Genomic DNA, 26,235 nt, shown 5'->3' on the forward strand with positions numbered 1-26,235 from the left:
ATGCCCAAATGGACTGGAGCGCTGCGATGGCCGAGGAGATCTGCCGGTTGCTGGCCCGCCATCTGCCCGGGTACGAGGTCCGGGTGATCGACCGGCTGGGCGAGGGACAGGACAACGCCGCGTACGAGGTCAACGGCGAGCTGGTCGTGCGCCAGAGCAAGGCCGGCGACCCCACGGAGCGCGGAGAGGCGGTCGAGCGTGAGGCGGCGCTGCTCGCCGTCGTGGGCGAGGTGTCGCCGCTCCCGGTTCCGCGGCCGGTTCTCGTCGTTCCCGAGGCGGGGGTGCTGGCCTATCCCAAGCTGCCGGGCCTGCCGCTCAACCGTCATCCCGTGCCCGAGCCGGCCCGTCTGGCGGCCCCTCTGGGCGCTTTCCTCAGCGCGCTGCACACGCTGCCCGTCCCCCGCGTGGAGGACCTGGTGCCGCGCGACGCCTACCCGTTGGGCGACCTCAGGGAGGAGGCCGAGGGCGACTACGCGGAGATCGCCGGCCGTCTGCCCGCGGAGGAGCGCGCGCTGGTCGAGAAGTTCCTCGCCGCCGAGGCGCCCGCGGACCCCGACACGCTGACGTTCTGCCACAACGACCTGGGCAGCGAGCATGTGCTGGTGGACGCCGCGACGAGCGCGGTGACAGGGGTCATCGACTGGACGGACGCCGCCGTCGCCGATCCCGCGTACGACCTCGCGCTCGTCTACCGGGATCTCGGCCCCGCCGTCCTCGCCCGGACGCTGGAGCACTACCAGGGCGGGCTGGACGACGCCGCTCGTGAACGAATGCTCTTCTACGCCCGGTGCGCGCTGCTGGAGGACGTCGCGTACGGCCTGCGCACGGGCATCGCGCCGTACGCGGAGGCCGGCCTGGCGCACCTCGGCCGGACCTTCTCCTGAGCGGGCGGACCTTCTCCTGAGCCGAGAAGGCGGGCGGGCTCTCAGCTGCTGACGAGCCGGTAGCCGACGCCGCGCACTGTCTGGATCATGGTGTCCTCCACGTCGCCGAGCCGGGCGCGCAGGCGCTTCACGTGGACGGCGATCGTGTTCGTCGACATGCCGTCGGTCGAGTGCCAGACATTGCGCATGATCTGTTCGCGGGTGACGGTCCTGTCCGCGTTGCGCATCAGGTAGTGCAGCAGCTCGAACTCCCGCAGCGGCAGGTGGACGATGCGCCCGCCGACCTTCACCTGGTACGCCGTGACGTCGAGCTCGACCTCGCCGATCGTCAGCACGGTCCGGTGGTTGTCCTGGCGCCGGAAGGCGGCCTGGACGAGGGGGAGCAGTTCGGGCACCCGGTACGGCCGGGCCACGCAGGCCGTCGCACCGGCCTCCAGGGCCCGCAACGCCTGCCCGGCATCGCTGCCGAGGTCGATGCCGAGCAGGACGGGCACGGTTCGCGCGAGCCGTACGGCCCGCACGAAGTCCACGGGCCCGACGATCGGGAGAGAGGCGCAGATCAGCACGGCGTCCGGCCGGAGCGCCCCGGCCTGCAGCAGTGCCTGGGCGCCGTCCGGCACGCCGGTCACGTCGACGCCCTCGGCCTGCATGGCGGCCGAGAGCTGTCGCACCAGACCCGCGTCCGGATCGGCCACCAGGAGCATGGGCGCCGTCCGAGTGTCCCCCTCCACTGCGGGTGCCGTCACCCGGTCCCTCCTATGCTCGTCGGCAGGAAGTGCGCGTCAGCCGAAGCGGCCGGTGATGTAGTCCTCGGTCGCCTTCTCCGCCGGATTGGTGAAGATCTTCGAGGTCTCGTCCATCTCGACGAGCTTGCCGGGCTGTCCCTGTGCGGCGAGGTTGAAGAACGCCGTCCTGTCGCTGACCCGCGCGGCCTGCTGCATGTTGTGGGTCACGATCACGATCGTGTAGTCCTGCTTGAGCTTCGAGATCAGGTCCTCGATCGCGAGCGTCGAGATGGGATCGAGGGCCGAGCACGGCTCGTCCATGAGCAGCACCTGCGGCCGTACGGCGATCGCGCGGGCGATGCACAGGCGCTGCTGCTGGCCGCCGGACAGACCGGCACCGGGCCGGGCGAGCCGGTCCTTGACCTCGTTCCACAGGTTGGCGCCCTTGAGGGAGTCCTCGACGATGCCGTCCAGCTGCGAGCGGGACACCCGGCCGTTGAGCCGCAGCCCCGCCGCCACGTTGTCGTAGATCGACATCGTGGGGAAGGGGTTCGGCCGCTGGAACACCATGCCGATGGTCCGGCGGACCGACACCGGGTCGATCTCCGGGCCGTACAGGTCCTGGTCCTCCAGGCGGACCTTGCCCTCGACCCGAGCCCCGGGGATGACCTCGTGCATGCGGTTGAGCGTGCGCAGGAAGGTCGACTTGCCGCAGCCGGAAGGGCCGATGAACGCGGTCACCGAACGCGGCTCGATGGTCATCGAGATGCCCTCGATGGCCTTGTGCGAGCCGTAGTAGGCGTCGAGGCCGGCGACCTCGATCTGCTTGGCCATTCCTTACCTCCTCCTCGCGGGCGAACGCCACCAGGTGATGAGGCGCGCGACCAGGTTGAGCAGCATGACGATCAGGATCAGGGTCAGCGCCCCGGTCCAGGCGCGGTCGACGGCGACGTCCGTCGGCAGGATCGTCTGGTTGAAGACGTACAACGGCAGACCCATCTGGGGGCCGTTGAACGGGTCGTTGTTGATGGAGTCCGTGACGAAGACGGTGAGGAGCAGCGGCGCCGTCTCACCGGCGACCCGGGCGACGGCCAGCATGACGCCGGTCACGATGCCGGGGAGCGCCGTGGGCAGCACCACCTTGACGATCGTGCGCCACTTGGGCACGCCCAGCGCGTACGACGCCTCGCGCAGTTCGCGCGGGACGAGGCGGAGCATCTCCTCGGTGGCCCGGACCACCACCGGCATCATCAGGATCGACAGTGCGAGCGCGCCGGCGAAGCCCGAGAACGACATGCCGAGCACCAGGATCCAGAAGGCCAGGACGAAGAGGCCGGAAACCACGGAAGGGACGCCGGTCATGACGTCCACGAAGAAGCTGATGATCCTCGACAACCGGCCGCCCTCGCCGTACTCGACGAGGTAGACCGCGGTGAGCAGGCCGATCGGCACCGCGATGAGCGAGGCGAGCAGCACCTGTTCGAGCGTGCCGATGATCGCGTGGTAGGCGCCGCCGCCGGCGTCCCTCGCCCCGATGTTGCGCATCGAGTGGGTGAAGAACTCCATGTCGAACCGGCCGGCGCCGTTCTTGACGACGAGCCACAGCACCGACACGAGCGGGATGACCGCGAGCGCGAACGCCAGATAGACGAGCGCCTGGACCAGGCGGTCCTTCGCTCGCCGCGTCGCGGAGATGGGCTGGATTCCGGTCTGTACGGTCACGCTGCGGCCCTCGCGTACTCCTTGCGGCGGGCGATGATGAAGCGGGCGGCCATGTTCACCAGCAGGGTGATGAGGAACAGGACGAGACCCGAGGCGATCAGCGCGCCGCGGCCTACCTCGGTCGCCTCGCCGAAGCCGTTGGCGATGTTGGCGGCGATGCTGTTGCCGTACGGGCCGAGGATCTGGAACGAGATCTTGAAGGTCGCCGGGAAGATGAGCGCGACCGCGATGGTCTCGCCCATGGCCCGGCCGAGGCCGAGCATCGCGGCGCTGATCACGCCGGGCCGGCCGAACGGCAGGACCGCCGTACGGATCATCTCCCAGCGCGTCGCGCCGAGCGCCAGCGCCGCCTCCTCCTGCATCTTGGGGGCCTGCAGGAAGACCTCACGGGAGATCGCGGCGATGATCGGCAGGATCATGATGGCGAGCACGAGCGACGCGGTGAGCATGCTCTTGCCCACGATCGACTCTCCGCTGAACAGCGGGATCCAGCCGAAGTAGTCGTTGAGGAACGTCGACGGCCCGAGCATGAACGGGACGAGGAAGGTGACGCCCCACAGCCCGTACACCACGCTCGGGACCGCCGCGAGGAGGTCCACGACGTAGCCCAGCGCCGAGGCGAGCCGCCGGGGCGCGTAGTGGGAGATGAACAGCGCGACGCCCACGGCCACCGGGGTGGCGATCAGCAGCGCGAGCAGCGAGCTCAGCACGGTGCCGAACGCCAGCGCACCGATGCCGAAGACCGGCTTGGTCGCGTTCGGCTGCCAGGTCAGCTCGGTCAGGAAGTGGGAGGTGTTCGCCTGGAGGGCGGGGACGGCCTTGACGACCAGGAACAACCCGATCGCGGCCATGATCGCCAGCAGGACGACGCCGGCGCCGGTCGAGGCGAAGCGGAACGGGCCGTCGCCGCGGCTGCGCCGGAAGGCGGACCGGCGCAGGGCCGGTCCGCTCTCCGTGGTTCTGGTTGGTGTGGCCATGTGGTTAGGAGATGGCCTCGACGGCGGTGCGGACCTTGGTCAGCAGGCTCGACGGCAGCGGGGCGTAGCCGAGGCTGGTCAGCGCCTGCTGGCCCTCGTCGCTGGAGGTGTAGCCAAGGAACGACTTGACCAGCTTCGCGTCGTCGGCCGACAGGCCCTTCTCGCAGGTGATCTCGTAGGTCACCAGGACGATCGGGTAGGCGCCCGAGGCCTTGGTGGCGTAGTCGATCTTCAGCTTGAGGTCGTTGCCGGCGCCCTCGACCTGGGCGGCCTCGACGGTCTTGGCCGCGTTCTCCGGGGTGAGCTCGACGAACTCGCCCGAGCCGTTGGCCACCTTGGCCTTCTGCAGCTGCGAGTTCTCCGCGAAGGACAGCTCGACGTAGCTGATCGCGCCCTCGGTGCTCTTGATGCTGGAGGCGATGCCGTCCGAGCCCTTCGCACCCTGACCCTGAGCCTCGGCCGGCCACGCCTTCGCCGGCTCGTACGGCCACTCGGCGGTGGCCTTGAGGAACTTGGTGAAGTTGTCGCTGGTGCCGGACTCGTCCGAGCGGTGGAACGCCTGGATGGCGGTCGAGGGCAGCTTCGCGTCGGGGTTGTCGGCCTTGATGGCCGGGTCGTCCCACTTGGTGATCTTGCTGTTGAAGATGCCGCCGATGGTCTTCGGCGAAAGCTGCAGGCCGTCCACACCCGGCAGGTTGTAGACGACGGCCACCGGGCCGGTCACCATCGGCAGGTTGATCGCCTTGCCGGTCTTGCAGCGGGCGTCGGCCTGGGCGGGCTCGCCCTTGTCGTCCTTGAGCGCGGAGTCGGAGCCGGCGAAGGCCACCGTGCCCTGGATGAACGCCTGGACACCGGCGCCCGAGCCGCTCGGGTTGTAGTTGATGCTGACGCCGGGGTTCGACGACTGGAAGTTCTTCTTCCACTCCGCGATGGCGTTCGCCTGGGCCGAGGAACCGGCGGCGTTGATGGTGCCCTTCAGGCTGTCGTCGCCCTGGGCGGGAGCGGCGGCGCCCGCGGTGGCTCCCGCGTCGCCCGAGTTGTCATCGGTCCCGCATGCGGCGAGCGAGAGCACGCCGGCGAGGGTGGCGGCTGCGAGCCGGCCTGCATACTTCACGGTTGTTCCTCCCCTTGTCTTCTCAACACCAGGGACGGTAGGGAGCCGAGGTGACTTAAAACCTTGGTAAAGGTGAACGCGTAGTGAACGCCCCCGGTCGCTCTTGTGCGGCCTCCAGGAGATAACGAGCAGGTCACGGGCGTTATGGGAGAGACTTGAGTTCATGAAGCGTGTATGTCTGGTCTGCATGGGCAACATCTGCCGCTCCCCGATGGCCGAGGTGGTGCTGCGCCGTACGCTCGCCGAACGCGGGCTCGGCGACGTCGAGGTGGACAGCGCCGGCACCGGCGGCTGGCACGCCGGGGAGCCGATGGACGAACGGGCGCTGGCGACGCTGGCCGATCACGGGTACGACGGCTCGGCGCACCGGGCCCGCCAGTTCGATCCGGCGTGGTTCGCCGAGCGTGACCTGATCCTCGTGATGGACCGCGACAACCTCCGTGCCGTACGGCGGCTCGCGCCGCCGGACGCCGACGTGCGGATGCTGCGCTCGTTCGACCCGGCGGCCCCCGAGGGCGCCGAGGTGCCCGACCCCTACTACGGGGGACGGCAGGGGTTCACCGACGTGCTGCGCATGGTCGAGGCCGCCTGCGAGGGGGTGGCGAAGTACCTTGAGGATCATTAGGGATCTGGGCGACGGCCACGCGTGGACCCTGCACGAGGGCCTGCTCGACGACGGCCGCCGCGTGTTCGTCAAGAAGGGCGCCGGTGACGCGGCCGGGGTCCTGGAGAGCGAGGCGGCCGGCCTGCGGTGGCTCGCCGAGCCGCGGGCCGTGGCCGTGCCCGAGGTGCTCGCCGCCGAGGGCGGGACGCTGCTGCTGGAGTGGATCGACACCGCGCCGGCGACCGCGGTGGCGGCCGAGCGGTTCGGGCGGGACCTCGCCGCCCTGCACGCGGCCGGGGCCGGCGCCTTCGGCGCGCCCTGGCCCGGCTACATCGCCGAGTTGCCGATGGACAACGACCCCGCGCCGGACTGGCCGTCGTTCTACGTCTCCCGCCGCGTCCTGCCGTTCGTACGGCTCGCGCGCGACCGGGGTGTGCTCCCGGCCCGGGACGTGAGCCTCGTGGAGGAGGCGTGCGACCGGGTGGCCGAGGTGGCCGGGCCACCGGAGCCGCCCAGCCGGATCCACGGCGACCTGTGGAGCGGAAACCTGCTGTGGTCCCGCGGCGGCGGAGCCGTGCTGGTGGACCCGGCCGCCCACGGCGGCCACCGCGAGACGGACCTGGCGATGCTCGCGTTGTTCGGCGCGCCGCGCCTCGACACGATCCTCGGCGCCTACCGCGAGGCGGCGCCGCTCGCCGCCGGGTGGCGCGAGCGGGTGCCGCTGCACCAGCTTCACCCGCTGGCCGTCCACGTCTGCCTGTTCGGCGAGGCCTACCGCGGCAGCCTGCTCACCGCGGCGGGCGACGTCCTGGCGATGTGAGCGTCAGCGGGGGGACAGGCGCTTGAGCACCTCGTCGTGCAGCAGGCCGTTGGTGCAGACGAGGTTGCCGCCGTCGAGCGGGGAGGCGCCGTCGAGCGAGGTGCAGGAGCCGCCGGCCTCCTCCACGATGATCGTGAGCGCCGCCATGTCCCACGGCGACAGCTCGGGCTCGGCGGAGACGTCCACCGCGCCCTCGGCGACCATCATGTGCGACCAGAAGTCGCCGTAGCCGCGGCTGCGCCAGCACTCCCGGGTGAGGTCGAGGAACGGTTCGAGCCGCCCGGCCTTCTCCCATTCCTCCAGGTCGGAGAAGGAGAACGAGGCGTCGTCGAGCCGCCCCACCGACGAGACCTCGCAGCGGGACGCCTTGCTCAGGCTGCGGCCGGTCCACGCGCCCCCCTCCTTGGCGGCCCACCAGCGGCGGCCGAGCGCGGGAGCCGAGACCACGCCCGCGACGACCCTGCCGTGCTCCATCAGGGCGATCAGCGTGGCCCACACGGGCACCCCGCGGACGTAGTTCTTCGTCCCGTCGATCGGGTCGATCACCCACGAGCGCATGCCGTACCCGGTCGTGCCGAACTCCTCGCCCACGACGGCGTCGCGGGGCCGGGCGCGGCGGAGGGTGCCCCGGATCGCCTCCTCCACCGCCCGGTCGGCGTCGCTGACCGGGGTGAGGTCGGGCTTGGTGTCGACCCGCAGGTCGACGGCCTTGAAACGGCGCATCGTGATGTCGTCGGCGGCGTCGGCCATCAGATGCGCGAGGTTCAGGTCGTCGCGATACTCCGTCACAGGCTCCAAGGTATCGCGCCCCTCACCGTTCGCATCGGCGGACGGATCACGCGGGCCGTACCAGTCGGTAACATCTCGGTCATGGACATCGCCGCGTTCCTCCTCGACAGCGTCCCCTTCGCCCGGCTGCTCGGTATCACCTTCGACTCGGTCGGCCCCGGTACGGCGGTCGCCCGCATGGCCGACCGGGCGGACCTGCGCAACCACGTCGGCGGCCCGCACGCCGGCGCCCTGTTCACGCTCGCCGAGACGGCCTCGGGCGCGGCGATGCTGTCGGCGTTCGGCGACCAGCTCACGCGGGCCGTGCCGCTCGCGACCGGGGCGGCGATCCGCTACCTGAAGCTCGCCACGGGCGAGGTCACGGCCGCCGCCACCCTGCGGGCCGCGCGGGAGGAGGTCGTCGCGCGCCTGGACGCGGGCGAACGGCCCGAGTTCGAGGTCGGCGTCGAGATCCGGAACGCCGAGGGCGTCGTCGTCACCGAGATGACCGTCTCCTGGACCCTCCGCCCCAACCGGGACACCTGAGCCGGTCCGCGTTCAGCCGGTGTTCAGTCCGCGAGTACCTCGTCGGGGGAGGACCGGGCGAGCCGGGCGAGGACGGCCAGGGCGGCGTCCAGCGTCTCCGCCGGAGGGGAGGCGAGGCCCAGGCGGACGGCGTTCGGCGCGCGGTAGTCGCCCACGGCGAACGCCGCCGCCGGGGTGACGCCGATGCCGTGCCGCGCCGCGGCGGCCACGAACGTGTCGGCCCGCCACGGGGGCGGCAGCTCCCACCAGCAGTAGTACGACCTCGGGTCGGCGCGCACCGCGAACCCGCCGAGACGACGCGCCGCGATCTCCTGCCGCGCCTCGGCGTCCCGCCGCTTGCCGCGGTCCAGCTCGTCCAGGACGCCGTCCGCGGCGAGCCGGACCGCCGCGTCCAGCGCGAACCGCGACGGCGCCCAGCCTCCCGAGTGCAGCGCGGCGGTCACGGCGGGGAGGACGGCCTCGGGTACGACGGCGAACCCGACGGTCAGGCCGGGCGCCACCCGTTTGGAGAGGCTGTCGACCACGATCACGCGGTCGGGCGCCAAGGCGGCGAGCGGGGGTGGTTCGGGCCGGAGGAACGACCAGACGCCGTCCTCGACCGCGGGCAGGTCCAGCCGCGCGAGCACGTCCGCGAGCTCGGCGCGGCGCTCGACCGGCATGGTGACCGACAACGGGTTGTGCAGCGTCGGCTGGACGTAGACCGCCTTCAGCGGAGCCCGGCGCGCGGCGGCCTCGACGGCGCCGGGGACGAGGCCCGCCTCGTCGGTCGCCAGGGGCACGAGGGTGACCCCGAGCCGGGTCGCCATGGTTTTCAGGACGGGATAGGTGAGCTCCTCGACCCCCAGCCGCGCGCCGGGAGGGACCAGCGCGGCGACGGCGGCCGCGATCGCCTGGCGCCCGTTGCCGGCGAACAGCACCCGCGCGGGGTCCGGCCGCCGGCCCGCGTGGGCGAGCAGGTCCGCGACGACCTCGCGGGCGTCGGCGGTGCCCGCCGCGCCCACCGGCCGCAGGGACGCCTCCAGCAGGTCGGGGCGCAGCAGCCGCCGGATGCCGTCTCCCAGCAGACGGGCCTGCCCGGGGAGGAGGGGATGGTTGAGCTCCAGGTCGATCCGGGTGGTGCCGGGCTCGGCCAGGACCGTCCCGGCGCGCCGGGCGGAGGCGCGGACGAAGGTGCCCCGGCCCACCTCTCCGACGGTCAGACCGCGCCGGGTCAGCTCCGCGTAGACCCGCGCCGCCGTGGACCCGGCGATGCCGCGCCGCCGGGCGAAGTCCCGCTGCGGCGGCAGCCGGTCGCCGGGCCTCAGCCGCCCGGCCGCGATGTCGGCGGCCACCTCGTCGGCCAGCTTCCGGTAGTCGTCCACGATCCCCTCGTCTCAATTGCTCCGAGAGCAATATAAACATTGCACTCGATGAAGCGCGTGGAATAGCCTGAAAAAGCCTTCCGGACCGGCATCAGCGAATTTCCCGACGAAGAAGGCGGCATCGATGGTGGAACGGAACGCGGTGCTGGGCGTGGTGTCCGTGGCGCTCGGAATGGTGCTCTCCCCGGGCCCGAACATGATGTATCTCGTGTCGCGCAGCATCGGCCAGGGACGCCGGGCGGGCCTGATCTCCCTGGGCGGGGTCGTCGCGGGCTTCCTCGTGTACCTGGCCGCCGCGAACCTCGGGCTGGCGGTGCTGCTCGCGGCGTTCCCGCAGGTCCTCGCCGTGATCCGGCTGGCCGGGGCGGCCTACCTGCTGTGGCTCGCCTGGCAGGCCGTCCGGCCCGGCGGCGTCTCGGTGTTCGCCGTACGGGACGTGCCGCCCGATTCGCCGCGGCGGCTTTTCACCATGGGCCTGATGACGAATCTCCTGAATCCGAAAATCGCCGTGCTGTATGTGTCCGTCATTCCGCAGTTCGTCGACGTGAGCCGGGGAGACGTGCTGCTCCAGGGCGTCGTTCTCGGCGGTCTCCAGATCGCGGTGGCCGCCACGGTGAACTCCTCGATCGTGCTGGCCGCCGGCGGCGTCGCGGGCTTCCTGGCTCCCCGGCCGGGGTGGCTGCGGGCACAGCGGCTCGTCACGGGCGGGATGCTCGGAGCACTCGCCGTCACGATCGCCGTCCCCGGCGGCGTGTCGCACCTGCTCGCCGGGTGACCGTTCAGGCCCGGTCAGGCTCCGGTCAAGCCTCGTCCCGGTCCTCGGCTCTGTCCTCATCAGGGGCGCCCTCGCGGCTGGCGAGCAGCCGCCGCAGGGACTCCAGGCGTACAGGGTCGGCGTGCCCCTCGGCGACGTAGCCCACGAGCGCGCAGTCGTCCCCGAGATGGGTGCAGCCCTTGGGGCAGCCCGTCGTGGCGTCCACGAGATCGGGGAACGCCGCGAGCACGGTCTCCACCGAGACGTGGGCGAGCCCGAAGCTGCGCACCCCCGGCGTGTCGATGATCCAGCCGCCCTCGGGCAGTTCCAGCGCGACCGCCGAGGTGGAGGTGTGCCTGCCGCGGCCGGTGACCGCGTTCACGTGGGACACCGCCCGGCGGGCGTGCGGCACCAACGCGTTGACCAGGGTCGACTTGCCGACGCCCGAGTGGCCGACCAGCACGCTGATCCGGTCCGCGAGCGCCTCGGCCAGGTCGTCGAGCGCGCCGCCCCTGCGGACGACGACGTACGGCACGCCGAGGGGCTCGTACGACGCCACGAGGCCGGCGGCGGGGGCGAGGTCCGACTTGGTGAGGCACAGCAGCGGCTCGATGTCGGCGTCGAAGGCCGCGACGAGCATCCGGTCGATCATCCGGGGACGCGGCGGAGGATCGGCGAGCGCGGTGACGATCACCAGCTGGTCGGCGTTGGCGACGATGGGCCGCTCGATGTCGTCGGTGTCGTCGGCGCTGCGGCGCAGCATCGACGTCCGCTCCTCGACGCGGACGACGCGCGCCAGCGTGTCGGGCTGCCCGGTCACGTCGCCCACCAGCGCGACGCGGTCGCCCACGACGATGCCCTTGCGGCCGAGCTCACGCGCCTTCATCGCGACGACGAGCGTCCGCTCGCCCTTCCGCCGTCCGGACGTCCCGGCGCCGGGCACGCCCTCGCCGACCAGGCAGGTGTAACGCCCGCGGTCGACGGCCACCACGAAGCCCTCGACCGCCTCGCTGTGGGCAGGCCGGATCCGCGTCCGGGGCCGCGAGCCCTTGCCCGGCCTGATCCTGACGTCGTCCTCGTCGTAGCGTCGTCTGCTCAGTTCCCGCGCCCCGATCGTCCCAGTGCCGCCGGCGGTGTCGCCATCAGCGCTCCTCGCCGTGCCCCTCGCCGACGCCTTCGCTGCCCAGCATCGCGGCCCACATGCGCGGGAACTCGGGCAGCGTCTTGGCGGTCGTCGCGATGTCCTCGACCTCGACGCCCGGCACGACCAGGCCGATGACGGCGCCCGCCGTGGCCATGCGGTGGTCGGCGTAGGAATGGAAGACGCCGCCGGTCAGCGGCCGGGGACGGATCTCCAGGCCGTCGTCGGTCTCCCGGGCGTCGCCGCCCAGCCGGTTGATCTCCGTCGCGAGCGCGGCGATCCGGTCGGTCTCGTGGCCCCGGATGTGCGCGACGCCCCTGATGCGGGAGGGGCCCTCGGCCAGCGCGGCGAGCGCGGCGATCGTGGGCGTGAGCTCGCTGACGTCCCGCAGGTCGGCGTCGAGGCCGCGCAGGGACTCGGTGCCCGTCACCCGCAGGCCCTCCGGCACCCGCTCGACCCGTGCGCCCATCTCGGTGAGCAGCCCGCGCAACGCGTCGCCGCCCTGCGTCGTCTCCTCCGGCCAGTCGGGCACGACGACGGAGCCGCCGGTGACCAGGGCGGCCGCGAGGAACGGCGCGGCGTTGGAGAGGTCGGGCTCGACCGTGACGTCCTGGGCCCGGACCGGCCCGGCCTGCACCCGCCACACGTCGGTCTCGGTGTCGTCCACCTCGACCCCGGCCCGGCGCAGCATCTGCACGGTCATCTCGATGTGCGGCATCGAGGGGACGGGCGGGCCGTCGTGCCGCACCGTCACGCCCTTCTCGAAGCGCGCGCCGGCCAGCAGCAGGCCCGAGACCATCTGGGAGGAGACGGACGCGTCGAGGACGACCTCCCCGCCCGTGATCGGCCCGCGGATCGTGAACGGCAGCGCGTCGTTGTCGACCGACGCGCCGAGCGCGCGGAGCGCCCCGAGGATCGGTCCCATCGGGCGCTTGCGCGCGTGCGGGTCGCCGTCGAAGAAGACCGGGCCGTCGGCGAGCGCGGCGACCGGGGGCACGAACCGCATCACGGTCCCGGCCAGCCCGGCGTCGATCGACACCCCGCCGCGTACGGGACGGGGGGTCATGGACCAGTCCACGCTGTCGGCGCTCTCGTTGGACGGCGCCATCTCGGCGCCGAGCGCGCGCAGCGCCGCCGCCATGAGGTCGGCGTCGCGGCTGCGCAGCGCGAGCCGTACGGTGCCGGGGGCGTCGGCTAGCGCGGCGAGCACCAGCGCGCGGTTGGTCACCGACTTCGAACCGGGCAGGCGCACCGTCGCGCGGACCGGCCCGGCGGCCACCGGGGCGGGCCAGAGTGGCGCGGCGATGCTGTGCTCACCAACACTGTGCTGACGGGTGGCATGCGGCTCGGCGCCGCCGGACGCGGACTGCGGAGAGGCCATGCCGGCAAGCTTATCGGGACCCTCTCCGGCGGCCGTACGCCGCGCGGGGCCCGCCGGATCGGCGGTCTTTGTGCCAGTCTTGATGGCATGTGCGGGAGGTACGCGTCTGCGCGCAAGAAGCAGGAGTTGCTGGAGGAGTTCGAGGTCGAGCTGGACGGCGTGCCCGACCAGGAGTTGCGGCCCGACTACAACGTCGCGCCCACCAAGACCGTCTACGCGGTGATGTGCCGGGTGCCGAAGGACGAGGGCGGCGAGAGCGCCGGCGACCAGGCGGTGCGGCAGCTCCGGCTGGTCCGGTGGGGGCTCGTGCCCAGCTGGGCCAAGGACCCGTCCGTCGGCTCCCGGATGATCAACGCCCGGGTGGAGACGGTGGCGGAGAAGCCGTCCTACCGCAGGGCGCTGAAGTCGCGCCGCTGCCTGCTGCCGGCGGACGGCTACTACGAGTGGATGCCGGTCGAGGGGAAGAAGAAGCAGCCCTTCTTCATCCACCCGGCCGACGGCGGCGTGCTCGCGATGGCCGGACTGTACGAGTTCTGGAAGGACCCCGGCCGGGCGGACGACGACCCGCTGAAGTGGCTGTGCACCTGCACCGTGATCACCACCACGGCCGAGGACAAACTGGGCCGCATCCATGACCGCATGCCGATGATGGTCGAGCGGGAGCGCTGGGCGGAGTGGCTCGACCCCGCCGTCACCGATCCCACCGGGCTCCTCGTCCCGGCCGGCCCGGACCGGCTGGAGGCGTACGCCGTGTCCGACGTCGTGAACAACGTCCGCCACAACGGCCCCGAACTTGTTGAGCCCCTGGAAGGGGACGACGTCCCCCGGCTCTTCTGACGGGTGTAAGCGGCGCGCGAAGTGGGAATCCGTTCGGGAAGGCGGTCGCACGGAAAGTGACCGGCCGCTGACCGACCGGGAGACCGGGGGCTCCTGGGCGGACGACTCCCCACTCCCGGAGGTGCGGATTCGTGGATGTCGCGACCGCGCGTATGCGCCTGGAAAGCATGCTGCACGAGCTCGACCGGTCGATCGGCGTGCTGCGTGCGGGCACGGACGGGCACGGCGACCGGTACGGCGGGTCCTCCGCGGACGCGGGAGCCGGCCTCACCGACGCCGACCGCGCCCGGGCGATGCTCGACGCCGCGGCCCGGCAGCGTACGGCCGTGCTCGCCGCGCTGCGCAGGCTGGAGGACGGCGGTTACGGGCGGTGCGTCGACTGCGGGTCGGCCGTGCCGGAGGGCAGGCTGGAGGCCCGCCCCGAGGCGGCGCGCTGCGTGCAGTGCCAGTCCCGGGCCGAACGCCGGCGCTGACCGGCCGACCCGGCTGATTGGCCCGCTGATCGGTCCCCGGCGCTCAGGACGGCTTGCGCACGCTGGCCACCAGGTGGATCCCCACCGTGTCGTCGCCGTCCGCCTGGGTTTCGAGCTCGGTGCGCACCAGCCAGGACAGCGACCTGCTCTCCGTGCTCAGCACGTGGTCCACGGTGGACGGAGACAGCACGGTGCGCGGGCGCACCCACTCGACCTCCAGCCCCGCGCCGGTGACCAGCTCGCGCACCTGCTGGGTGGTGAAGCAGCGGGTGATGCTGCCGTCCGGCCAGGGGATCAGCATGACCTCCCCGGTCTGGCACAGGTGCGCCCAGTAGTTCTGCTCGGCCAGGATCGCCATCCCGAGGACCAGCGAGTCGACGCACAGCAGCGCCCGCCCGCCCGGCCGCAGCACCCTGGCGACGTCCTCCACGACCGACTCCGCCATGATCTCGACCGAGAGCACGCGCTCCTCGGCGATGACGCCGTCCACGCTGCCGTCGGGCAGGAAGCCCAGATCGTCGGCGCGCACCTTCTGGATGCGCTCGGAGGCGTCGCGCAGCCACGGATCCGCCGGCCTGCGGAAGTCCACGACCTCGACCACCCGGTGCCCGGCGCGCGCCGCCTGGGCCGGCCACCGCCCCCGCCCGCCGGACAGGTCCAGCAGCAGCGAGGGGCGGGCGGGCAGCCACCGCCGGAGCTGCTCGGCGACCACCGCGTGGTAGAAGGTCCAGTAGGGCCCGAGTGTGCCCGAGCCGTTGAGTTCGTTGGCCGGTATAGGCAGCACGAGCGGCTCCTGCACTCTGGCCGTCCCCGCGCACGCGCGTGGAACGGCGAAACTCGGTCTCCGGGCCACCTCGGTCGTGTCCGGCACCCGCACGCGACGGACGGCACTGGCCGGACACTCCCTCGCCGGTGCCTGGTTTTTTCCCCGCACCGGGTCGTTCGTCACCTCAATCTGCACCGGGAACAGACTCTACGCCCGCCCTGTTGCAGTTGTGCATGAAGACGTTGGTGCTGTCAGAAGGCCTCGACTGGCCCGGCCTGGGCGGACCGGTATCCTCGGCTGGGTACGGCGTCCTGAAGGGGGTGGGTCCGGTCTCCAAGACAGCCGAGGAGACTCTGGAGCAGCGCAGCGAGCGGTTCGAGCGCGATGTCATGCCGTTTCTCGACCAGCTCTACTCCGCCGCGCTCCGGATGACCCGTAACGCAGCGGATGCGGAGGACCTCCTGCAGGAGACCTTCGCCAAGGCCTTCGCCTCCTTCCACCAGTTCCAGGAGGGGACGAACCTCAAGGCCTGGCTCTACCGCATCCTCACCAACACCTTCATCAACAGCTATCGGAAGAAGCAGCGGGAGCCCAAGCAGGCGGGCACCGAGGAGATCGAGGACTGGCAGCTGGCGCGGGCGGAGTCGCACACGTCCAGCGGGCTGAAGTCGGCCGAGATCGAGGCGCTTGAGCATCTTCCCGACAGTGACGTGAAGGATGCTCTCGCCGCGCTTCCCGAGGAGTTCCGCATCGCCGTCTACCTGGCGGACGTGGAGGGCTTCCCGTACAAGGAGATCGCCGAGATCATGGGCACGCCCATCGGGACCGTGATGTCGCGCCTCCACCGCGGCCGCCGGCAGCTCCGCAACCAGCTCGAGGACTACGCGCGCGAGCGCGGCCTCGTACGGCCGGACTCCCGCGGTGCGGATCAGGGCGGGACGGTTGGCGAGGAGGAGCGATGAGCTGCGGGAAACACCACGACACGCCGTGTGGAGAGGTGCTCGACAAGGTCTACACCTACCTGGACGGCGAGCTCGACAACAACCGGATCGCCGAGATCAGGAAGCACCTCGACGAGTGCGGCCCCTGTCTTGAGGAGTACGGCCTCGAAGAGGCCGTCAAGCGTCTCGTCGCCAAGCACTGCGGGTGCGACCCCGTGCCGCAGGACCTGCGGGCCAGGGTCCTGACCCGCATCCAGCAGGTCCGCGCCGAGATGGCCGACTAGGCCGCGTCCCCTGGGCAGTGAGAGGACCGGGCGCAGTGCGAGGCCCGGGCCGCGGCGCGGCCCGTTAGGATCTTCCCCGTACGGGGCCGGGAGGGGGCGGGGCATGCGTGTGCTGGTCACGGGCGGAGCGGGCTTCATCGGGTCGACCCTCGTCGACCGGTTGCTCGCGGACGGCCACGAGGTCGCGGTGGTGGACGACCTGTCGTCCGGGCACACGCGCAACCCCGGCGCCCCCCTGCACGTGATGGATGTGCGCGACCCCGCGCTCGCGGAGGTCGCCGCGCGCTGGCGGCCGGAGGTCGTCTGCCACCTCGCCGCGCAGATCAGCGTCCGCAGGAGCGTCGCCGACCCGCTGACCGACGCCTCGGTCAACGTCGAGGGCACGGTGAACGTCCTGGAGGCCGCCCGCCGCGCCGGCGCCCGCAAGGTCGTCTACGCCTCCTCGGTGGCGGTCTACGGCAGGCCGGCCGTCATCCCGGTCCCCGGCGACGCGCCCACCGATCCCCGTTCGCCGTACGCCGCCTCCAAGCTCGGCGGCGAGCTCTACCTCGCGACCTACCGCGCGCTGCACGGCCTCGAATACACCACGCTCGTGCTGTCGAACGTCTACGGGCCGCGCCAGTCGCCCGAGGGTGAGGCCGGGGTGGTCGCCATCTTCACCGACGCGCTGCTGACCGGGAAACCCACGGTCGTGTACGGCGACGGCGCCCACACCCGCGACTACGTGTTCGTCGACGACGTGGTCGACGGCTTCGCCCGCGCCTGCGGCGCCGACGGCGACGGCCGCCGCTTCAACCTCGGCACCGGCGTCCGGACCACCGACCGGGAGCTGCACACCCTGGTCGCCGCGGCGGCGGGCGTCCCCGACGAGCCGCGCTTCGAGCCTCCTCGGCTCGGCGACCTCCCCGACATGGCCGTCGACCCCGTGCCCGCGCTGGAGGGCCTCGGCTGGCGTCCCCGCCACGACCTGGCCACCGGCCTGAAGGCCACCGTCGAATGGGCCCGCGAGGCGTCGGCCTGACCGTGTCGATCTCCTGCAATTGCACGCGGTGTGATTGCTTGGTTACGTTTTGGCTGCGATGGTCGCGACATCCCGGACCGGCCCGCGCCCCTTCTGTAGCCTGAGGACGCAATCGACGTGGAGGCGGCGCAATGTTTGGGAAGACCGTCGTCAGGCTGACAGTGGCGCTGGCGCTGCTCACTCCGGTGGTCGCTCTGGTCGGCCTCGCTGCCGGCACCCCGGGGATCTCCTGGACGTAGTCACTGCCTGTGGGCCGGTCACGGACGGCCGGCCCACAGGTCCGATCCGCATTCGAGGTGGCCGCCAATGCGGGAACTTCCGTGGCCCGCCAGGGTCTATTTCGCCGCGCTCGTCGGGACCGCCGGCGTCGTGATCGCGCGTGGCCTGCTCGCCCGGCACGGGCTCACGCCGGAGGACTGGTCGACGCTCCTCGTCCTCGCACTGCTGTTCCTGCTGTGCGAGTCGGTGCCGACGCTGCTCAGCGTGCCGAACGTCGCCGTGTCGGTGAGCTTCTCCGCCGCCCTGGCCGCCGTGGTGCTCGTCGGCCCGGAGGGGGCCGCCCTGGTGGGGCTGGCGGCGGTGGTGAGCGCCCGCCCCGGCCTGGAGCTGGTCAAGCGGCTGTTCAACGGCGCGCAGTACGCACTGTGCGGATACGCCGCCGGATGGGCCTACGAGAGCGCGGGCGGGGTGCCCGGGCTGCCCGAACCGGCCGACTTCCCGGGCGTGCTCGTGCCGTACGCCGCCGCGACGGCGGCCTTCGTCGCCATGAACTTCGCGCTCACGGCGGTCATCCTGCGACTCGCCACCGTGGTGCACCGCGACCAGGTCTCGCTCCGCGTGATGGTGCAGTTCCTCAGCTCCTACGTCGGCTTCGCCACCTTCGGCCTGCTGATCGCGGCCCTGTGGTCGACCGTGCAGTCGATCTCCGCCGTGCTCGTGCTGCTGCCCTTGTTCGTGGCCCGGTGGGCGCTCGGGCACTACCACGCCGAGCAGCGCGCGTACGACGCGACCATCGCGGCGCTGTGCCAGGCGGTGGAGACCAAGGACTACTACACGCGCGGGCACTGCACGCGGGTCTCCGCGGCCTCGTCCATGATCGCCGAGGAGATCGGCATGGGCACCGAGCGGCTCCGCGCGATCCGGTACGCCGGGATGCTGCACGACGTCGGCAAGCTCGGCGTGCCGACCAAGGTGCTGCAGAAGGAGGGCCGGCTCACTGAGGAGGAGTACGCCGCGATCCAGCTGCACCCGATGCGCGGGCTGGAGATCGTGCGGGGCATCGACTTCCTCGACGAGGCGTTCGCCGGGATCATGCATCATCACGAACGGCACGACGGCAAGGGCTACCCGATGGGGCTCGCCGGGCCCGAGATCCCGGAGTTCGCCCGGATCATCGCGGTGGCCGACGCCTTCGACTCCATGACCTCCGACCGTTCGTACCGGAAGGCCAAGCCGATCGAGGTCGCGGTGGCCGAGCTGCGCAAGAACGCGGGGACGCAGTTCGACCCCGACATGGTGGCCCGGTTCGTCAGGGCGCTCGACCGGCACGGGTGGCAGCCGGCCCAGCCGGCGCCCGTCCCGCCGGACGACGCCGCCGCCGTGGAGACCACGGCCAAGGACCACGACGACCCGACGACCCCGATCCAGGTGGTGTCGGAGCGGTGAGGGCACGCAGGCCTGCCACCGCGCAACTGGGGCTCGACTCGGGTCAGCTCCTGCTGATCTGCGCGGCCGGGATGCTGACCGTGGCGGGGATCGCCCACACCGCGGCGCACGGGCTGACCGACGCGCGGGTCGCCATCGGGTTCGGCGCGCTCATCGCGGCCGGAGAGCTGGCCCGGCTCACCATGCCGGGCAACCGCGAGGTGGCGCCGATCTCCACCGCTGCCTCCCTCGGCTACGCCCTGCTGCTCGACGTCGGCGGGCGGCCCGCGGGCCACTCGGCCCTGGAGGTCGTGGCGGTGATGTCGGTCGGCATGATCGCCGGCGGGCTGCCACATCTGGCGGTCGGCCGGCCGCCGCGCCTCGACGCGATGGCCCGCAGGCTGCTCGCCGGGTCGCTGCTCGCGTTCGCCTACCGGCCGCTGACCGGCTCGCTGGAGGCGATCGCCCGGGACACCGGCGAGGGCAACTGGTGGCCGGCGCTCGGGGTGATGGCCGTGCTGGTCACGGTCATGCTCGTGGTCGACGTGGTGATCGCGGCCATGCTCCGGGCCAACCAGGTGAGGACGGCGTTCGCCGTCGCCGTGCGCGACGAGATCAGGATGGCCGCGCCGCTCGGCGCCGCCGTCGCGGCCTCGGGCATCCTGCTCGCGCTCGCCTCGCACAGCATGGACATGACCGCCCTGCCCGCGTTCGCCGCGCCGCTGCTCGTTACGCAGGTGGCCTTCCGCAAGTACGCCGGCATCCGGGCGACCTACCTGCAGACCGTGCGCGCGCTGAGCCGGGTCACCGAGGTCGGCGGATACGTGGAGCCGGGTCACTCGCGCCGTGTCAGCCGGCTGTCGGTCGCCGTCGGACGGGAACTCGGCATGTCGGAGCCCCAGCTGCTGGAGCTGGAGTACGCCGCGCTCATGCACGACATCGGCCAGCTCTCGCTGCGTGATCCGATCCCCGGCGGGGCCACGGTGCTGGCCGACGCCGACCAGGCCCGGCGGATCGCCGGCCTGGGCGCCGAGGTGATCAGGAAGACCGGCGTGCTGCACGGCGTGGCGGAGATCGTCCGGCGGCAGTGCGACACGCTCGGCGAGTCGCCCCCGACGGCCAGCCGGATCATCAGGGCCGCGAACGCGTACGACGACCTCGTGGGCGGATCGACCGACCGCGACAGGGCGGCGGCCGCTCTGGAGCGGCTGCGCCTCGACGGTGGATCGGCCTACGACCCCGGTGTGGTGGAGGCCTTGGCGCGCGTCGTCGACCGGCTCGTGCTCGTTACCCGGTTGTAGCAGACGTAACACTGCGGCACCGCCGGCGGCACGCCGATGACATCATCGTTGTCGCGACCCTACAGATTCGCCCGCCGGGTTCAGTCGGAACGGGCGGGGGGAGCCGGGCGGGTGATCCGCCTAGAGTTGGCTGCGTGCTCGACTCAGTTCTGATCGCCAATCGCGGGGAAATCGCCCGGCGGATCATCCGTACGGTCCGGGGAATGGGGCTGCGCGCGGTCGCGGTCCACTCCGAGGCGGACACCGACCTGCCGTTCGTCCGCGAGGCGGACGACGCCGTGCTCCTCGGCCCGGCGAACCCGGCCCAGAGCTATCTCGACATCGACAAGGTCCTCCAGGCCGCCCGTACGACGGGAGCGCGGGCGGTTCATCCCGGTTACGGGTTCCTCGCGGAGAACGCCGCGTTCGCCCGTGCGGTGATCGACGCCGGGCTCGTCTGGATCGGCCCGGACCCCGAGGCCGTCGAGCGGATGGGCGACAAGATCAACGCCCGGAACCTGATGGAGGCGGCGGGCGTCCCGGTCGCCGCCGGGACCAGGGAGCCGGTGTCCGACCTCGCGCAGGCCGAGCGGGCCGCCAAGGAGATCGGCTATCCCGTCATGGTCAAGGCGTCCGGCGGGGGTGGCGGGATCGGCATGGGCGTCGCCCGCGACGACGACTCGCTGGCGAAGGCCTTCGAGCAGGCATGCCGGGCGGCCGCCCGGTTCGGCGGCGAGCCGGCCATCCTGCTGGAGCGGTACGTCGAGCGGGCCAGGCACGTCGAGGTGCAGATCCTCGGCCTCGCCGACGGCAGGGTGGTCGCACTGGGCGAGCGGGACTGCTCGGTCCAGCGGCGGCACCAGAAGGTCGTGGAGGAGAGCCCGTCCCCCGGCGTCACCCCGGAGCTGCGTGAGCGGATGCTCGCCGCGGCCGTACGGGCGGGGGAGGCGGTGGCCTACCGCGGCGCGGGCACGGTCGAGTGCCTCGTGGACGCCGACGCCCAGGACTTCGTCTTCCTGGAGATGAACACCCGCCTCCAGGTGGAGCACCCCGTCACCGAGCTGGTCACCGGTCTCGACCTGGTGGAGCACCAGATCCGGATCGCCGCCGGGGAGGTCTACTCCGTCGAGCCGCGGAGCAGCGGCCACGCGATCGAGTTCCGCGTCTACGCCGAGGACCCCCGCCGCTTCCTGCCCGGCCCTGGCAAGATCGGTGTGTGGGAGGAGCCGGAGGGCGAGGGGGTGCGGGTCGACTCGGGCTACACGGCGGGCAACACGGTCACGCCGTTCTACGACCCCCTGATGGCCAAGCTCTGCGTCACCGGCGCCACCCGCGAGGAGGCGCTGGAGCGGGGGCGGGAGGCCGTCGGGGCGTTCCGTGTCGAGGGTCCCAAGCACAACCTGCCCTTCTGCGCCGAACTGCTCGATCATCCCGAGTTCGTGAGCGGGGACTACGACACCGGTCTGGTCTCCCGGATGAGAAAATCCTGATCTGCTGAATCGTGTTGAGGGGAGTGTCCGGGTGGCCGAGGTACACGCCGAGATGGTGGCGAACGTCTGGAAGATCGTCGTGAGTGAGGGCGACGTCGTCGACGAGGGCGACACGCTGGTGATCCTGGAGTCGATGAAGATGGAGATCCCGGTCCTCAGCGAGGACCCGGGGACCGTCACCAAGATCCAGGTCAAGGAGGGCGACGTCGTCCAGGAAGGCGACCTCATCGCCGTCGTCGAGTGAGCTGATCGACTGGTTGTGATCGGGGCGGTTCGGAGACGGGCTCAGAGGCGGGCGAGGAAGCGCTCGCGGTCGACGACGACCCGCTCGATCGTGCCGGTGGCCACCAGGGCGCCTGCCTCGTCGGCGGCGCTGACGGAGAAGACGAGCCGCCTGCCGTCCACCTCCGTGAGTTCGGCGACGATCTCGACGTGCGCGCCGACGGGGCTGGGCAGGCGGTGCTCGATCAGCACCCTGGTCCCCACCGAGGTCTGCCCGGGCTCCAGGTGCCGCTGGACGGCCTCGACCGTGGCGCCCTCGGCGAGCGCGAGCAGTCGGGGCGTGCCCAGCACCGGGACGTCGCCGCTGCCGACCCGGATGGCCGTGTCCTCGTGCTCGACCACGATGCGGACCTCGGCGCGCAGACCCGGAGCGAGACTCATGCCGTCAGCCTATTGGGTCGCCCTCCGATCGGAACCGGTCGCAACTTTTCGCGGCGCGGATACGTCTTAGGGAGAGGCGTCCCAAGGAGCGGCGCCTCGGACAGTGATGTCTTGAGCAGTGGTGTCTCAAGGAGGGGGAAGAGCAGGCGGCCACCGGCTAGGGTGATGCACTGTGGACCCCTTCTGCGATCACTGCGGCCGTCCGGCCGAGGACGGTGATCACGCGGCCTGTCCGGCCGCGAGGGAGATGGAGCCACCGCGCTACTGCCCGCAGTGCGGCCGGCGACTGGTCGTCCAGGTGACGCCCAGGAACTGGTCGGCCCGGTGCTCGGTGCACGGTGTCAGGGGCGGATAACAGGTAAGCTCGACATCCGGCCCCCGAGCCCGGAGCCCTCGCCTAACGGGGTTCCGTGATCCTGTCGTTATCTTCCCGCGACGCGAGCCTGCTTTGTTGGACACCTTCGGGGGTCGAGTGACTTAGGGGGTACGGGGCGCAAATGGTGGCCCAAGGGATGACCCTGGCCGGGCGCTACCGGTTGGACGCCCGGCTCGGTGCCGGGGGCATGGGCGAAGTGTGGCGTGGTGAGGACACTGTCCTCGCGCGTACGGTCGCGGTCAAGGTGCTGCTCCCCGGCCGCCTCGACGACCCCGGGTTCGCCGTGCGCTTCCAGGGCGAGGCGCGGGCGATGGCGACCGTCAACCACCCCGGCGTCGTCGACGTCTACGACTACGGCGTGACCGACGTTCCCGGCGACGGCTCCACGGCGTACCTCGTGATGCGGTTCGTGGACGGCGAGCCGCTCGACCGCCTGCTGACCCGGATCGGCCGCATCGGTCCCGAGCCCGCAATGGAACTCATCGCGCAGGCCGCCTCCGCGCTGCAGGCCGTGCACGAGCGGGGGATCGTGCACCGGGACATCAAGCCCGGCAACCTGCTCGTCCGCCCGGACGGCGCGCTGGTGCTCACCGACTTCGGCATCGCCCGCGCCGACTCGGGCAGCCGCCTCACCGACGCGGGCATGGTGCTCGGCACCGCGGCCTACTGCGCCCCCGAGCAGGCCGAGGGGGCTCCGGTCACGCCCGCCGTCGACATCTACGCCCTCGGCGTGGTGGCGTACGAGTGCCTGGCCGGGCAGCGCCCCTTCGACGGCGACTCGCCGGTGACGATCGCGCTCAAGCACATCCGCGAGGAGCCGCCGCCGCTGCCGCCGGACGTGCCGCCCGCGGTGCGGGCCGTCGTCGAGCGGGCCATGTCCAAGGATCCGGCGCTCCGCTGGCCGTCGGCCGCCACGATGAGCCAGGCGGCCCGGCAGGCGGTGCAGCCCGGTGCCGGAATACACGGTGCTGGAATACACGGTGCCGAGATACACGGCACCGGTGCTGTGATTCCCGGCGCCGGCATGACCGGTGCGGTCTCCCGGGCGATGGCCGTCCCCAGTTCGCCGCCGATGGCCCAGACCGGCCCCTACCCGGGCGGGCCCGAGCCAGGCCCCTCCACCGGCCACACCTACCGCGTCACCCGCGAGTCGTGGGACGACGCCCCGGCCGTGCCGCCGGCGACCGTCGCGACGCCGCAGCAGGGCACCCGGACGTCGCGGCGCGCGGCGGCGAGAGACGCCGCCCAGCGGTCCCGGAGGGGTCGTGGGCTGCCGCTCGCGGCCGGAGTGGCGGGAGTGGCCGTCGTCGGGGCTCTGGCCGTCGCGGGGATCAACATGGCCTCGGCCGGGTCCGGCGCGCCAGAACCCTCGAACACGGGGCCCCTCATCGTGGAGACCCCCACGCCCAGCCCGTCGCCGTCCCGCTCCCCCCGGCGTCCCCGCAGGACGCCCACGCCGGCGGTGTCCGTGCCGCAGGTGGTGCCCAGTTCGTCCAGGCCGACGCCGACCCCGACGCCCACTCCGTCGCCGAGCCCGTCCGCCTCTCCCACGCACTCTCCCTCGCCGAGCCCGTCCGAGGATCTCGTCGAGGTCCCGTCCGTCGTGAAGGTCACCGAGAGCGTCGCGCTGGCGCGGATCAACAAGATGGGCCTCAAGCCCGCCGGCACCACGACGGGTGAGGGCAAGTGCCGGGGTCTCGTCGTCAGCCAGAGCCCGGCCGCCGGGACGAGGAAGCCCGAGGGCTCGGTGGTCAAGTTCGTCGTGGAGCTGAAGCCCTGTCCGTCCGCCTCGCCCAGCGCCACGCCGAGCGCGTCCCCGGCCCGTACACCCGCCCCCTGACGGTCACGCCCCGCCCGCCGTGTGGCGGGCGGGGTCTTTCGTGCCCGTCAGAGCGCCCCGCCGGACGCCCTCGTCAGACGCCGGAGGTGGTGCGCGGGTAGGCGACGGCCGGGTCGGTCGCGATGTTCACCATGTACGGCACGCCCGAGTCGAAGGCGCGGCGCAGCGCCGGGCCGATCTCGTCCGGCGACGTGACCAGTTCCCCGCCGCCGCCGAGCGCGGTGACGACCTGGTCGTAGCGGCACTGCGGCTGGAGCTCGGCCGCCACGTCGTAGCCGTACAGCATCTGCATGGGGTGCTTCTCCAGCCCCCACATGCCGTTGTTGCCGCAGATCATGACGACCGGCAGCCGGTGCCTGACCAGCGTGTCGACGTCCATCAGCGAGAAGCCCGCGGCGCCGTCGCCGAGCAGCAGCACGACCTGTGACGACGGCCGGGCCAGCCGGGCCGCGATGGAGTAGCCGAGCCCGGTGCCGAGGCAGCCGTACGGCCCGGGGTCGAGCCAGCTGCCCGGGCGGCGCGGCTCGACGTACTTGCCGGCGTAGGAGACGAAGTCGCCGCCGTCGCCGATCACCACCGCGTCGTCGGCGAGCACCTTGTTCAGCTCGCCGTAGATGCGCATGGGGTGGATCGGGTCGGCGTCCGACTCCAGCAGCGGCGTGTCGTCGGCGATCGCCGCCGCCGCCGTCTCGCCCAGCCGGGTCACCCAGGGCGCGTACGCCTTGGGGTTCACCCCGGCGGTGCCGCACGCGGCGCCGAGACCCCAGAAGAGGAGGGACAGGTCGCCCGACGCCGAGCCAGACAGGCCGGTGTGGGTCGCGAGCTGGGAGGGCGCGTCGACGATGTGCACGACCCGGGCCAGCGGCGCGCCCTCCTTGCCGCCGAACCAGCCGTACGCGAGGCGGAAGTCGAGCGGGGTGCCGACGACGATGACCAGGTCGGCCTGGCTGAACGCGAGGCCGCGGGCACGGGTGACGAGCAGCTCGTGCCCGGCGGGCAGGATGCCCCGCCCCTGGCCGTTGGGCACGACCGGCAGCCGCCACTCCTCGGCGAAGTCCCGCGCCGCCTCCTCCGCGCGGTCCATCCACACGTCCGAGCCCAGCACGAGCAGCGGACGCTCGGCCTCGGCGATCAGCCGGGCGATGCCGGCGAGCGCCTCGGGGTCGGGCTCCAGCGGCGACGGGGTCAGCGTCTCCGAGTCGTACTCGGCCGACGGAGCGAACAGGTCGTCCATGTGGACGTCCAGGAACACCGGGCCGCGGTGCGGGGCGAGCGCGGTCCGGAAGGCCATCTCCACGTCCTGCCCGATGGAGTCCGCGCCCGAGCCGGTGAAGGCGAGCTTGGTGACGGTCTCGAACAGCGGGGGATGGTCCATCTCCTGCAGCGCCCCGGAGCCCCAGCGCGAGCGCGGGGCGCGCCCGCCGAGGACGACGACCGGGGAGCCGTTGAAGTGGGCGGTCGCCACCCCCGAGACGCCGTTGGTGACGCCGGGGCCCGCGGTGAGCACCGCGAGGCCGGGCTTCCGGGTCAGCCGGGCCGTCGCCTCGGCCGCGAACACCGCGCTCTGCTCGTGGCGCACGTCGAGGATGCGCATGTTCTGATGGACGGCCCCGTCGTACAGGGGGAAGACGTGCCCGCCGGAGAGCGTGAACATCGTGTCCACGCCGTAGGCCTGGGAGACGGCGACGGCGATGTCGCCTGCGTGTTTGGGGGACTCCATAGAGTGAAACCTACCAGTCGGTCTCTTTTGCGAACAGAAGGACGGCCAATGCCCTCCAGCCACGGGAGAACGTCGGTCACCTCCGCTGATGCCCGTTGCGGCC

General features: G+C 72.2%; 28 protein-coding genes. 16 read left to right on the forward strand and 12 right to left on the reverse strand.

What is annotated here, in order from left to right:
- On the forward strand, positions 1–884 hold an 884-nt coding region (locus tag Mam01_RS34400), incomplete at its 5' end, for a phosphotransferase family protein (protein WP_204289434.1).
- A gap of 41 nt (positions 885–925) precedes the next feature.
- Here Mam01_RS34400 and Mam01_RS34405 read toward each other — a convergent pair.
- From Mam01_RS34405 to pstS, 5 genes are read right to left on the reverse strand one after another with little or no spacing between them, the layout of a single operon-like run.
- Complete coding sequence (locus Mam01_RS34405) at positions 926–1,630, reverse strand: response regulator transcription factor (protein WP_239101836.1); 705 nt, start codon at positions 1,628–1,630, stop codon at positions 926–928.
- A gap of 36 nt (positions 1,631–1,666) precedes the next feature.
- Positions 1,667–2,443 (reverse strand): phosphate ABC transporter ATP-binding protein PstB, encoded by a 777-nt coding sequence (gene pstB, locus Mam01_RS34410; protein WP_204289435.1) that lies wholly within the window; start codon positions 2,441–2,443, stop codon positions 1,667–1,669.
- Between the two features lie 3 nt (positions 2,444–2,446).
- Positions 2,447–3,331: a phosphate ABC transporter permease PstA gene (gene pstA / locus Mam01_RS34415; protein WP_204289436.1), complete on the reverse strand. Its 885-nt coding sequence runs from the start codon at positions 3,329–3,331 to the stop codon at positions 2,447–2,449.
- Entirely contained in the window at positions 3,328–4,308 is a 981-nt protein-coding gene (gene pstC, locus Mam01_RS34420; protein WP_150940151.1) for a phosphate ABC transporter permease subunit PstC, read from the reverse strand. The genes pstA and pstC overlap by 4 nt, the downstream gene beginning before the upstream one ends.
- A gap of 4 nt (positions 4,309–4,312) precedes the next feature.
- Positions 4,313–5,422 (reverse strand): phosphate ABC transporter substrate-binding protein PstS, encoded by a 1,110-nt coding sequence (gene pstS / locus Mam01_RS34425; protein ID WP_204289437.1) that lies wholly within the window; start codon positions 5,420–5,422, stop codon positions 4,313–4,315.
- Between the two features lie 163 nt (positions 5,423–5,585).
- Here pstS and Mam01_RS34430 point away from each other — a divergent pair, with 163 nt between their 5' ends.
- Both Mam01_RS34430 and Mam01_RS34435 read left to right on the forward strand, forming a co-directional pair.
- Positions 5,586–6,047, forward strand: coding sequence for a low molecular weight protein-tyrosine-phosphatase (locus Mam01_RS34430; protein ID WP_239101837.1), 462 nt, complete (start codon positions 5,586–5,588; stop codon positions 6,045–6,047).
- Positions 6,034–6,846 carry a fructosamine kinase family protein gene (locus tag Mam01_RS34435; protein ID WP_204289438.1) on the forward strand — a complete coding sequence of 271 codons (813 nt, stop codon included), beginning with the start codon at positions 6,034–6,036 and terminating at the stop codon, positions 6,844–6,846. Before Mam01_RS34430 ends, Mam01_RS34435 begins: the two co-directional genes overlap by 14 nt.
- Before the next feature lie 3 nt (positions 6,847–6,849).
- Here the strand turns inward: Mam01_RS34435 and hisN are convergent, their stop codons facing one another.
- Positions 6,850–7,635 carry a histidinol-phosphatase gene (gene hisN / locus Mam01_RS34440; protein ID WP_204289439.1) on the reverse strand — a complete coding sequence of 262 codons (786 nt, stop codon included), beginning with the start codon at positions 7,633–7,635 and terminating at the stop codon, positions 6,850–6,852.
- A gap of 81 nt (positions 7,636–7,716) precedes the next feature.
- Here hisN and Mam01_RS34445 point away from each other — a divergent pair, with 81 nt between their 5' ends.
- Complete coding sequence (locus Mam01_RS34445; protein ID WP_204289440.1) at positions 7,717–8,160, forward strand: DUF4442 domain-containing protein; 444 nt, start codon at positions 7,717–7,719, stop codon at positions 8,158–8,160.
- Between the two features lie 23 nt (positions 8,161–8,183).
- Here Mam01_RS34445 and Mam01_RS34450 read toward each other — a convergent pair whose 3' ends face one another.
- Positions 8,184–9,521 carry an aminotransferase-like domain-containing protein gene (locus tag Mam01_RS34450; protein WP_204289441.1) on the reverse strand — a complete coding sequence of 446 codons (1,338 nt, stop codon included), beginning with the start codon at positions 9,519–9,521 and terminating at the stop codon, positions 8,184–8,186.
- Between the two features lie 124 nt (positions 9,522–9,645).
- Here Mam01_RS34450 and Mam01_RS34455 point away from each other — a divergent pair, with 124 nt between their 5' ends.
- On the forward strand, positions 9,646–10,296 hold the full coding sequence (locus tag Mam01_RS34455; RefSeq protein WP_204289442.1) for a LysE family translocator: 651 nt from the start codon (positions 9,646–9,648) through the stop codon (positions 10,294–10,296).
- A gap of 25 nt (positions 10,297–10,321) precedes the next feature.
- On the opposite strand, the gene rsgA is transcribed toward Mam01_RS34455, so the two are convergent.
- Together rsgA and aroA are read right to left on the reverse strand one after the other, a co-directional pair.
- Positions 10,322–11,374, reverse strand: a complete 1,053-nt coding sequence (rsgA, locus tag Mam01_RS34460) for a ribosome small subunit-dependent GTPase A (RefSeq protein WP_204289459.1) — start codon at positions 11,372–11,374, stop codon at positions 10,322–10,324.
- Positions 11,375–11,417: 43 nt separating this feature from the next.
- Positions 11,418–12,797, reverse strand: coding sequence for a 3-phosphoshikimate 1-carboxyvinyltransferase (aroA, locus tag Mam01_RS34465; RefSeq protein ID WP_204289443.1), 1,380 nt, complete (start codon positions 12,795–12,797; stop codon positions 11,418–11,420).
- A gap of 87 nt (positions 12,798–12,884) precedes the next feature.
- Between aroA and Mam01_RS34470 the strand changes: the two genes are divergently transcribed.
- Positions 12,885–13,634: an SOS response-associated peptidase gene (locus tag Mam01_RS34470; RefSeq protein WP_204289444.1), complete on the forward strand. Its 750-nt coding sequence runs from the start codon at positions 12,885–12,887 to the stop codon at positions 13,632–13,634.
- A gap of 131 nt (positions 13,635–13,765) precedes the next feature.
- A complete protein-coding gene (locus Mam01_RS34475) occupies positions 13,766–14,107 on the forward strand; it encodes a TraR/DksA family transcriptional regulator (protein ID WP_150940114.1) in 342 nt (113 codons plus the stop codon).
- 43 nt (positions 14,108–14,150) lie between these two features.
- On the opposite strand, the gene Mam01_RS34480 is transcribed toward Mam01_RS34475, so the two are convergent.
- Entirely contained in the window at positions 14,151–14,891 is a 741-nt protein-coding gene (locus Mam01_RS34480) for a class I SAM-dependent methyltransferase (RefSeq protein WP_150940112.1), read from the reverse strand.
- Positions 14,892–15,193: 302 nt separating this feature from the next.
- Here Mam01_RS34480 and Mam01_RS34485 point away from each other — a divergent pair, with 302 nt between their 5' ends.
- The 7 genes from Mam01_RS34485 (at position 15,194) to Mam01_RS34515 (ending at position 21,777) form a co-directional block, all read left to right on the forward strand.
- The gene (locus Mam01_RS34485) at positions 15,194–15,835 is read left to right on the forward strand and encodes a sigma-70 family RNA polymerase sigma factor (protein ID WP_117408844.1); all 642 of its coding nucleotides are present in this window, start codon (positions 15,194–15,196) and stop codon (positions 15,833–15,835) included.
- Positions 15,832–16,098 (forward strand): mycothiol system anti-sigma-R factor, encoded by a 267-nt coding sequence (rsrA, locus tag Mam01_RS34490; protein WP_150940110.1) that lies wholly within the window; start codon positions 15,832–15,834, stop codon positions 16,096–16,098. Before Mam01_RS34485 ends, rsrA begins: the two co-directional genes overlap by 4 nt.
- Positions 16,099–16,201: 103 nt before the next feature.
- Positions 16,202–17,119 (forward strand): NAD-dependent epimerase/dehydratase family protein, encoded by a 918-nt coding sequence (locus Mam01_RS34495; RefSeq protein WP_204289445.1) that lies wholly within the window; start codon positions 16,202–16,204, stop codon positions 17,117–17,119.
- Positions 17,120–17,425: 306 nt separating this feature from the next.
- Entirely contained in the window at positions 17,426–18,784 is a 1,359-nt protein-coding gene (locus tag Mam01_RS34500; RefSeq protein WP_204289446.1) for an HD-GYP domain-containing protein, read from the forward strand.
- Entirely contained in the window at positions 18,781–20,064 is a 1,284-nt protein-coding gene (locus Mam01_RS34505; RefSeq protein ID WP_204289447.1) for an HD-GYP domain-containing protein, read from the forward strand. The genes Mam01_RS34500 and Mam01_RS34505 overlap by 4 nt, the downstream gene beginning before the upstream one ends.
- A 134-nt stretch (positions 20,065–20,198) precedes the next feature.
- Positions 20,199–21,533: an acetyl-CoA carboxylase biotin carboxylase subunit gene (locus Mam01_RS34510; protein ID WP_204289448.1), complete on the forward strand. Its 1,335-nt coding sequence runs from the start codon at positions 20,199–20,201 to the stop codon at positions 21,531–21,533.
- Between the two features lie 31 nt (positions 21,534–21,564).
- Entirely contained in the window at positions 21,565–21,777 is a 213-nt protein-coding gene (locus tag Mam01_RS34515; RefSeq protein ID WP_150940101.1) for a biotin/lipoyl-binding carrier protein, read from the forward strand.
- Between the two features lie 41 nt (positions 21,778–21,818).
- Here the strand turns inward: Mam01_RS34515 and Mam01_RS34520 are convergent, their stop codons facing one another.
- Complete coding sequence (locus Mam01_RS34520; RefSeq protein ID WP_204289449.1) at positions 21,819–22,196, reverse strand: thioesterase family protein; 378 nt, start codon at positions 22,194–22,196, stop codon at positions 21,819–21,821.
- 172 nt (positions 22,197–22,368) lie between these two features.
- On the opposite strand from Mam01_RS34520, the gene bsaP reads away from it, so the two are divergent.
- Positions 22,369–22,551, forward strand: coding sequence for a biotin synthase auxiliary protein BsaP (gene bsaP, locus Mam01_RS37890; protein ID WP_444980308.1), 183 nt, complete (start codon positions 22,369–22,371; stop codon positions 22,549–22,551).
- Between the two features lie 142 nt (positions 22,552–22,693).
- Positions 22,694–24,412 (forward strand): serine/threonine protein kinase, encoded by a 1,719-nt coding sequence (locus Mam01_RS34525; RefSeq protein ID WP_204289450.1) that lies wholly within the window; start codon positions 22,694–22,696, stop codon positions 24,410–24,412.
- A gap of 73 nt (positions 24,413–24,485) precedes the next feature.
- Here the strand turns inward: Mam01_RS34525 and Mam01_RS34530 are convergent, their stop codons facing one another.
- On the reverse strand, positions 24,486–26,132 hold the full coding sequence (locus Mam01_RS34530) for an acetolactate synthase (RefSeq protein ID WP_204289451.1): 1,647 nt from the start codon (positions 26,130–26,132) through the stop codon (positions 24,486–24,488).
- Positions 26,133–26,235 lie beyond the last annotated feature (103 nt).

Source organism: Microbispora amethystogenes (genome assembly GCF_016863015.1).
Classification (GTDB): domain Bacteria; phylum Actinomycetota; class Actinomycetes; order Streptosporangiales; family Streptosporangiaceae; genus Microbispora; species Microbispora amethystogenes.

What these genes read in the sequence shown, in the direction of transcription:
- pstB (WP_204289435.1), bottom strand. Translation starts at nt 2,443, where the DNA reads ATGGCCAAGCAGATCGAGGTCGCCGGCCTCGACGCCTACTACGGCTCG.
- pstC (WP_150940151.1), bottom strand. Translation starts at nt 4,308, where the DNA reads ATGGCCACACCAACCAGAACCACGGAGAGCGGACCGGCCCTGCGCCGG.
- Mam01_RS34430 (WP_239101837.1), top strand. Translation starts at nt 5,586, where the DNA reads ATGAAGCGTGTATGTCTGGTCTGCATGGGCAACATCTGCCGCTCCCCG.
- Mam01_RS34445 (WP_204289440.1), top strand. Translation starts at nt 7,717, where the DNA reads ATGGACATCGCCGCGTTCCTCCTCGACAGCGTCCCCTTCGCCCGGCTG.
- Mam01_RS34455 (WP_204289442.1), top strand. Translation starts at nt 9,646, where the DNA reads ATGGTGGAACGGAACGCGGTGCTGGGCGTGGTGTCCGTGGCGCTCGGA.
- aroA (WP_204289443.1), bottom strand. Translation starts at nt 12,797, where the DNA reads ATGGCCTCTCCGCAGTCCGCGTCCGGCGGCGCCGAGCCGCATGCCACC.
- Mam01_RS34470 (WP_204289444.1), top strand. Translation starts at nt 12,885, where the DNA reads ATGTGCGGGAGGTACGCGTCTGCGCGCAAGAAGCAGGAGTTGCTGGAG.
- rsrA (WP_150940110.1), top strand. Translation starts at nt 15,832, where the DNA reads ATGAGCTGCGGGAAACACCACGACACGCCGTGTGGAGAGGTGCTCGAC.
- Mam01_RS34495 (WP_204289445.1), top strand. Translation starts at nt 16,202, where the DNA reads ATGCGTGTGCTGGTCACGGGCGGAGCGGGCTTCATCGGGTCGACCCTC.
- Mam01_RS34500 (WP_204289446.1), top strand. Translation starts at nt 17,426, where the DNA reads ATGCGGGAACTTCCGTGGCCCGCCAGGGTCTATTTCGCCGCGCTCGTC.
- Mam01_RS34520 (WP_204289449.1), bottom strand. Translation starts at nt 22,196, where the DNA reads ATGAGTCTCGCTCCGGGTCTGCGCGCCGAGGTCCGCATCGTGGTCGAG.
- Mam01_RS34525 (WP_204289450.1), top strand. Translation starts at nt 22,694, where the DNA reads ATGGTGGCCCAAGGGATGACCCTGGCCGGGCGCTACCGGTTGGACGCC.
- Mam01_RS34530 (WP_204289451.1), bottom strand. Translation starts at nt 26,132, where the DNA reads ATGGAGTCCCCCAAACACGCAGGCGACATCGCCGTCGCCGTCTCCCAG.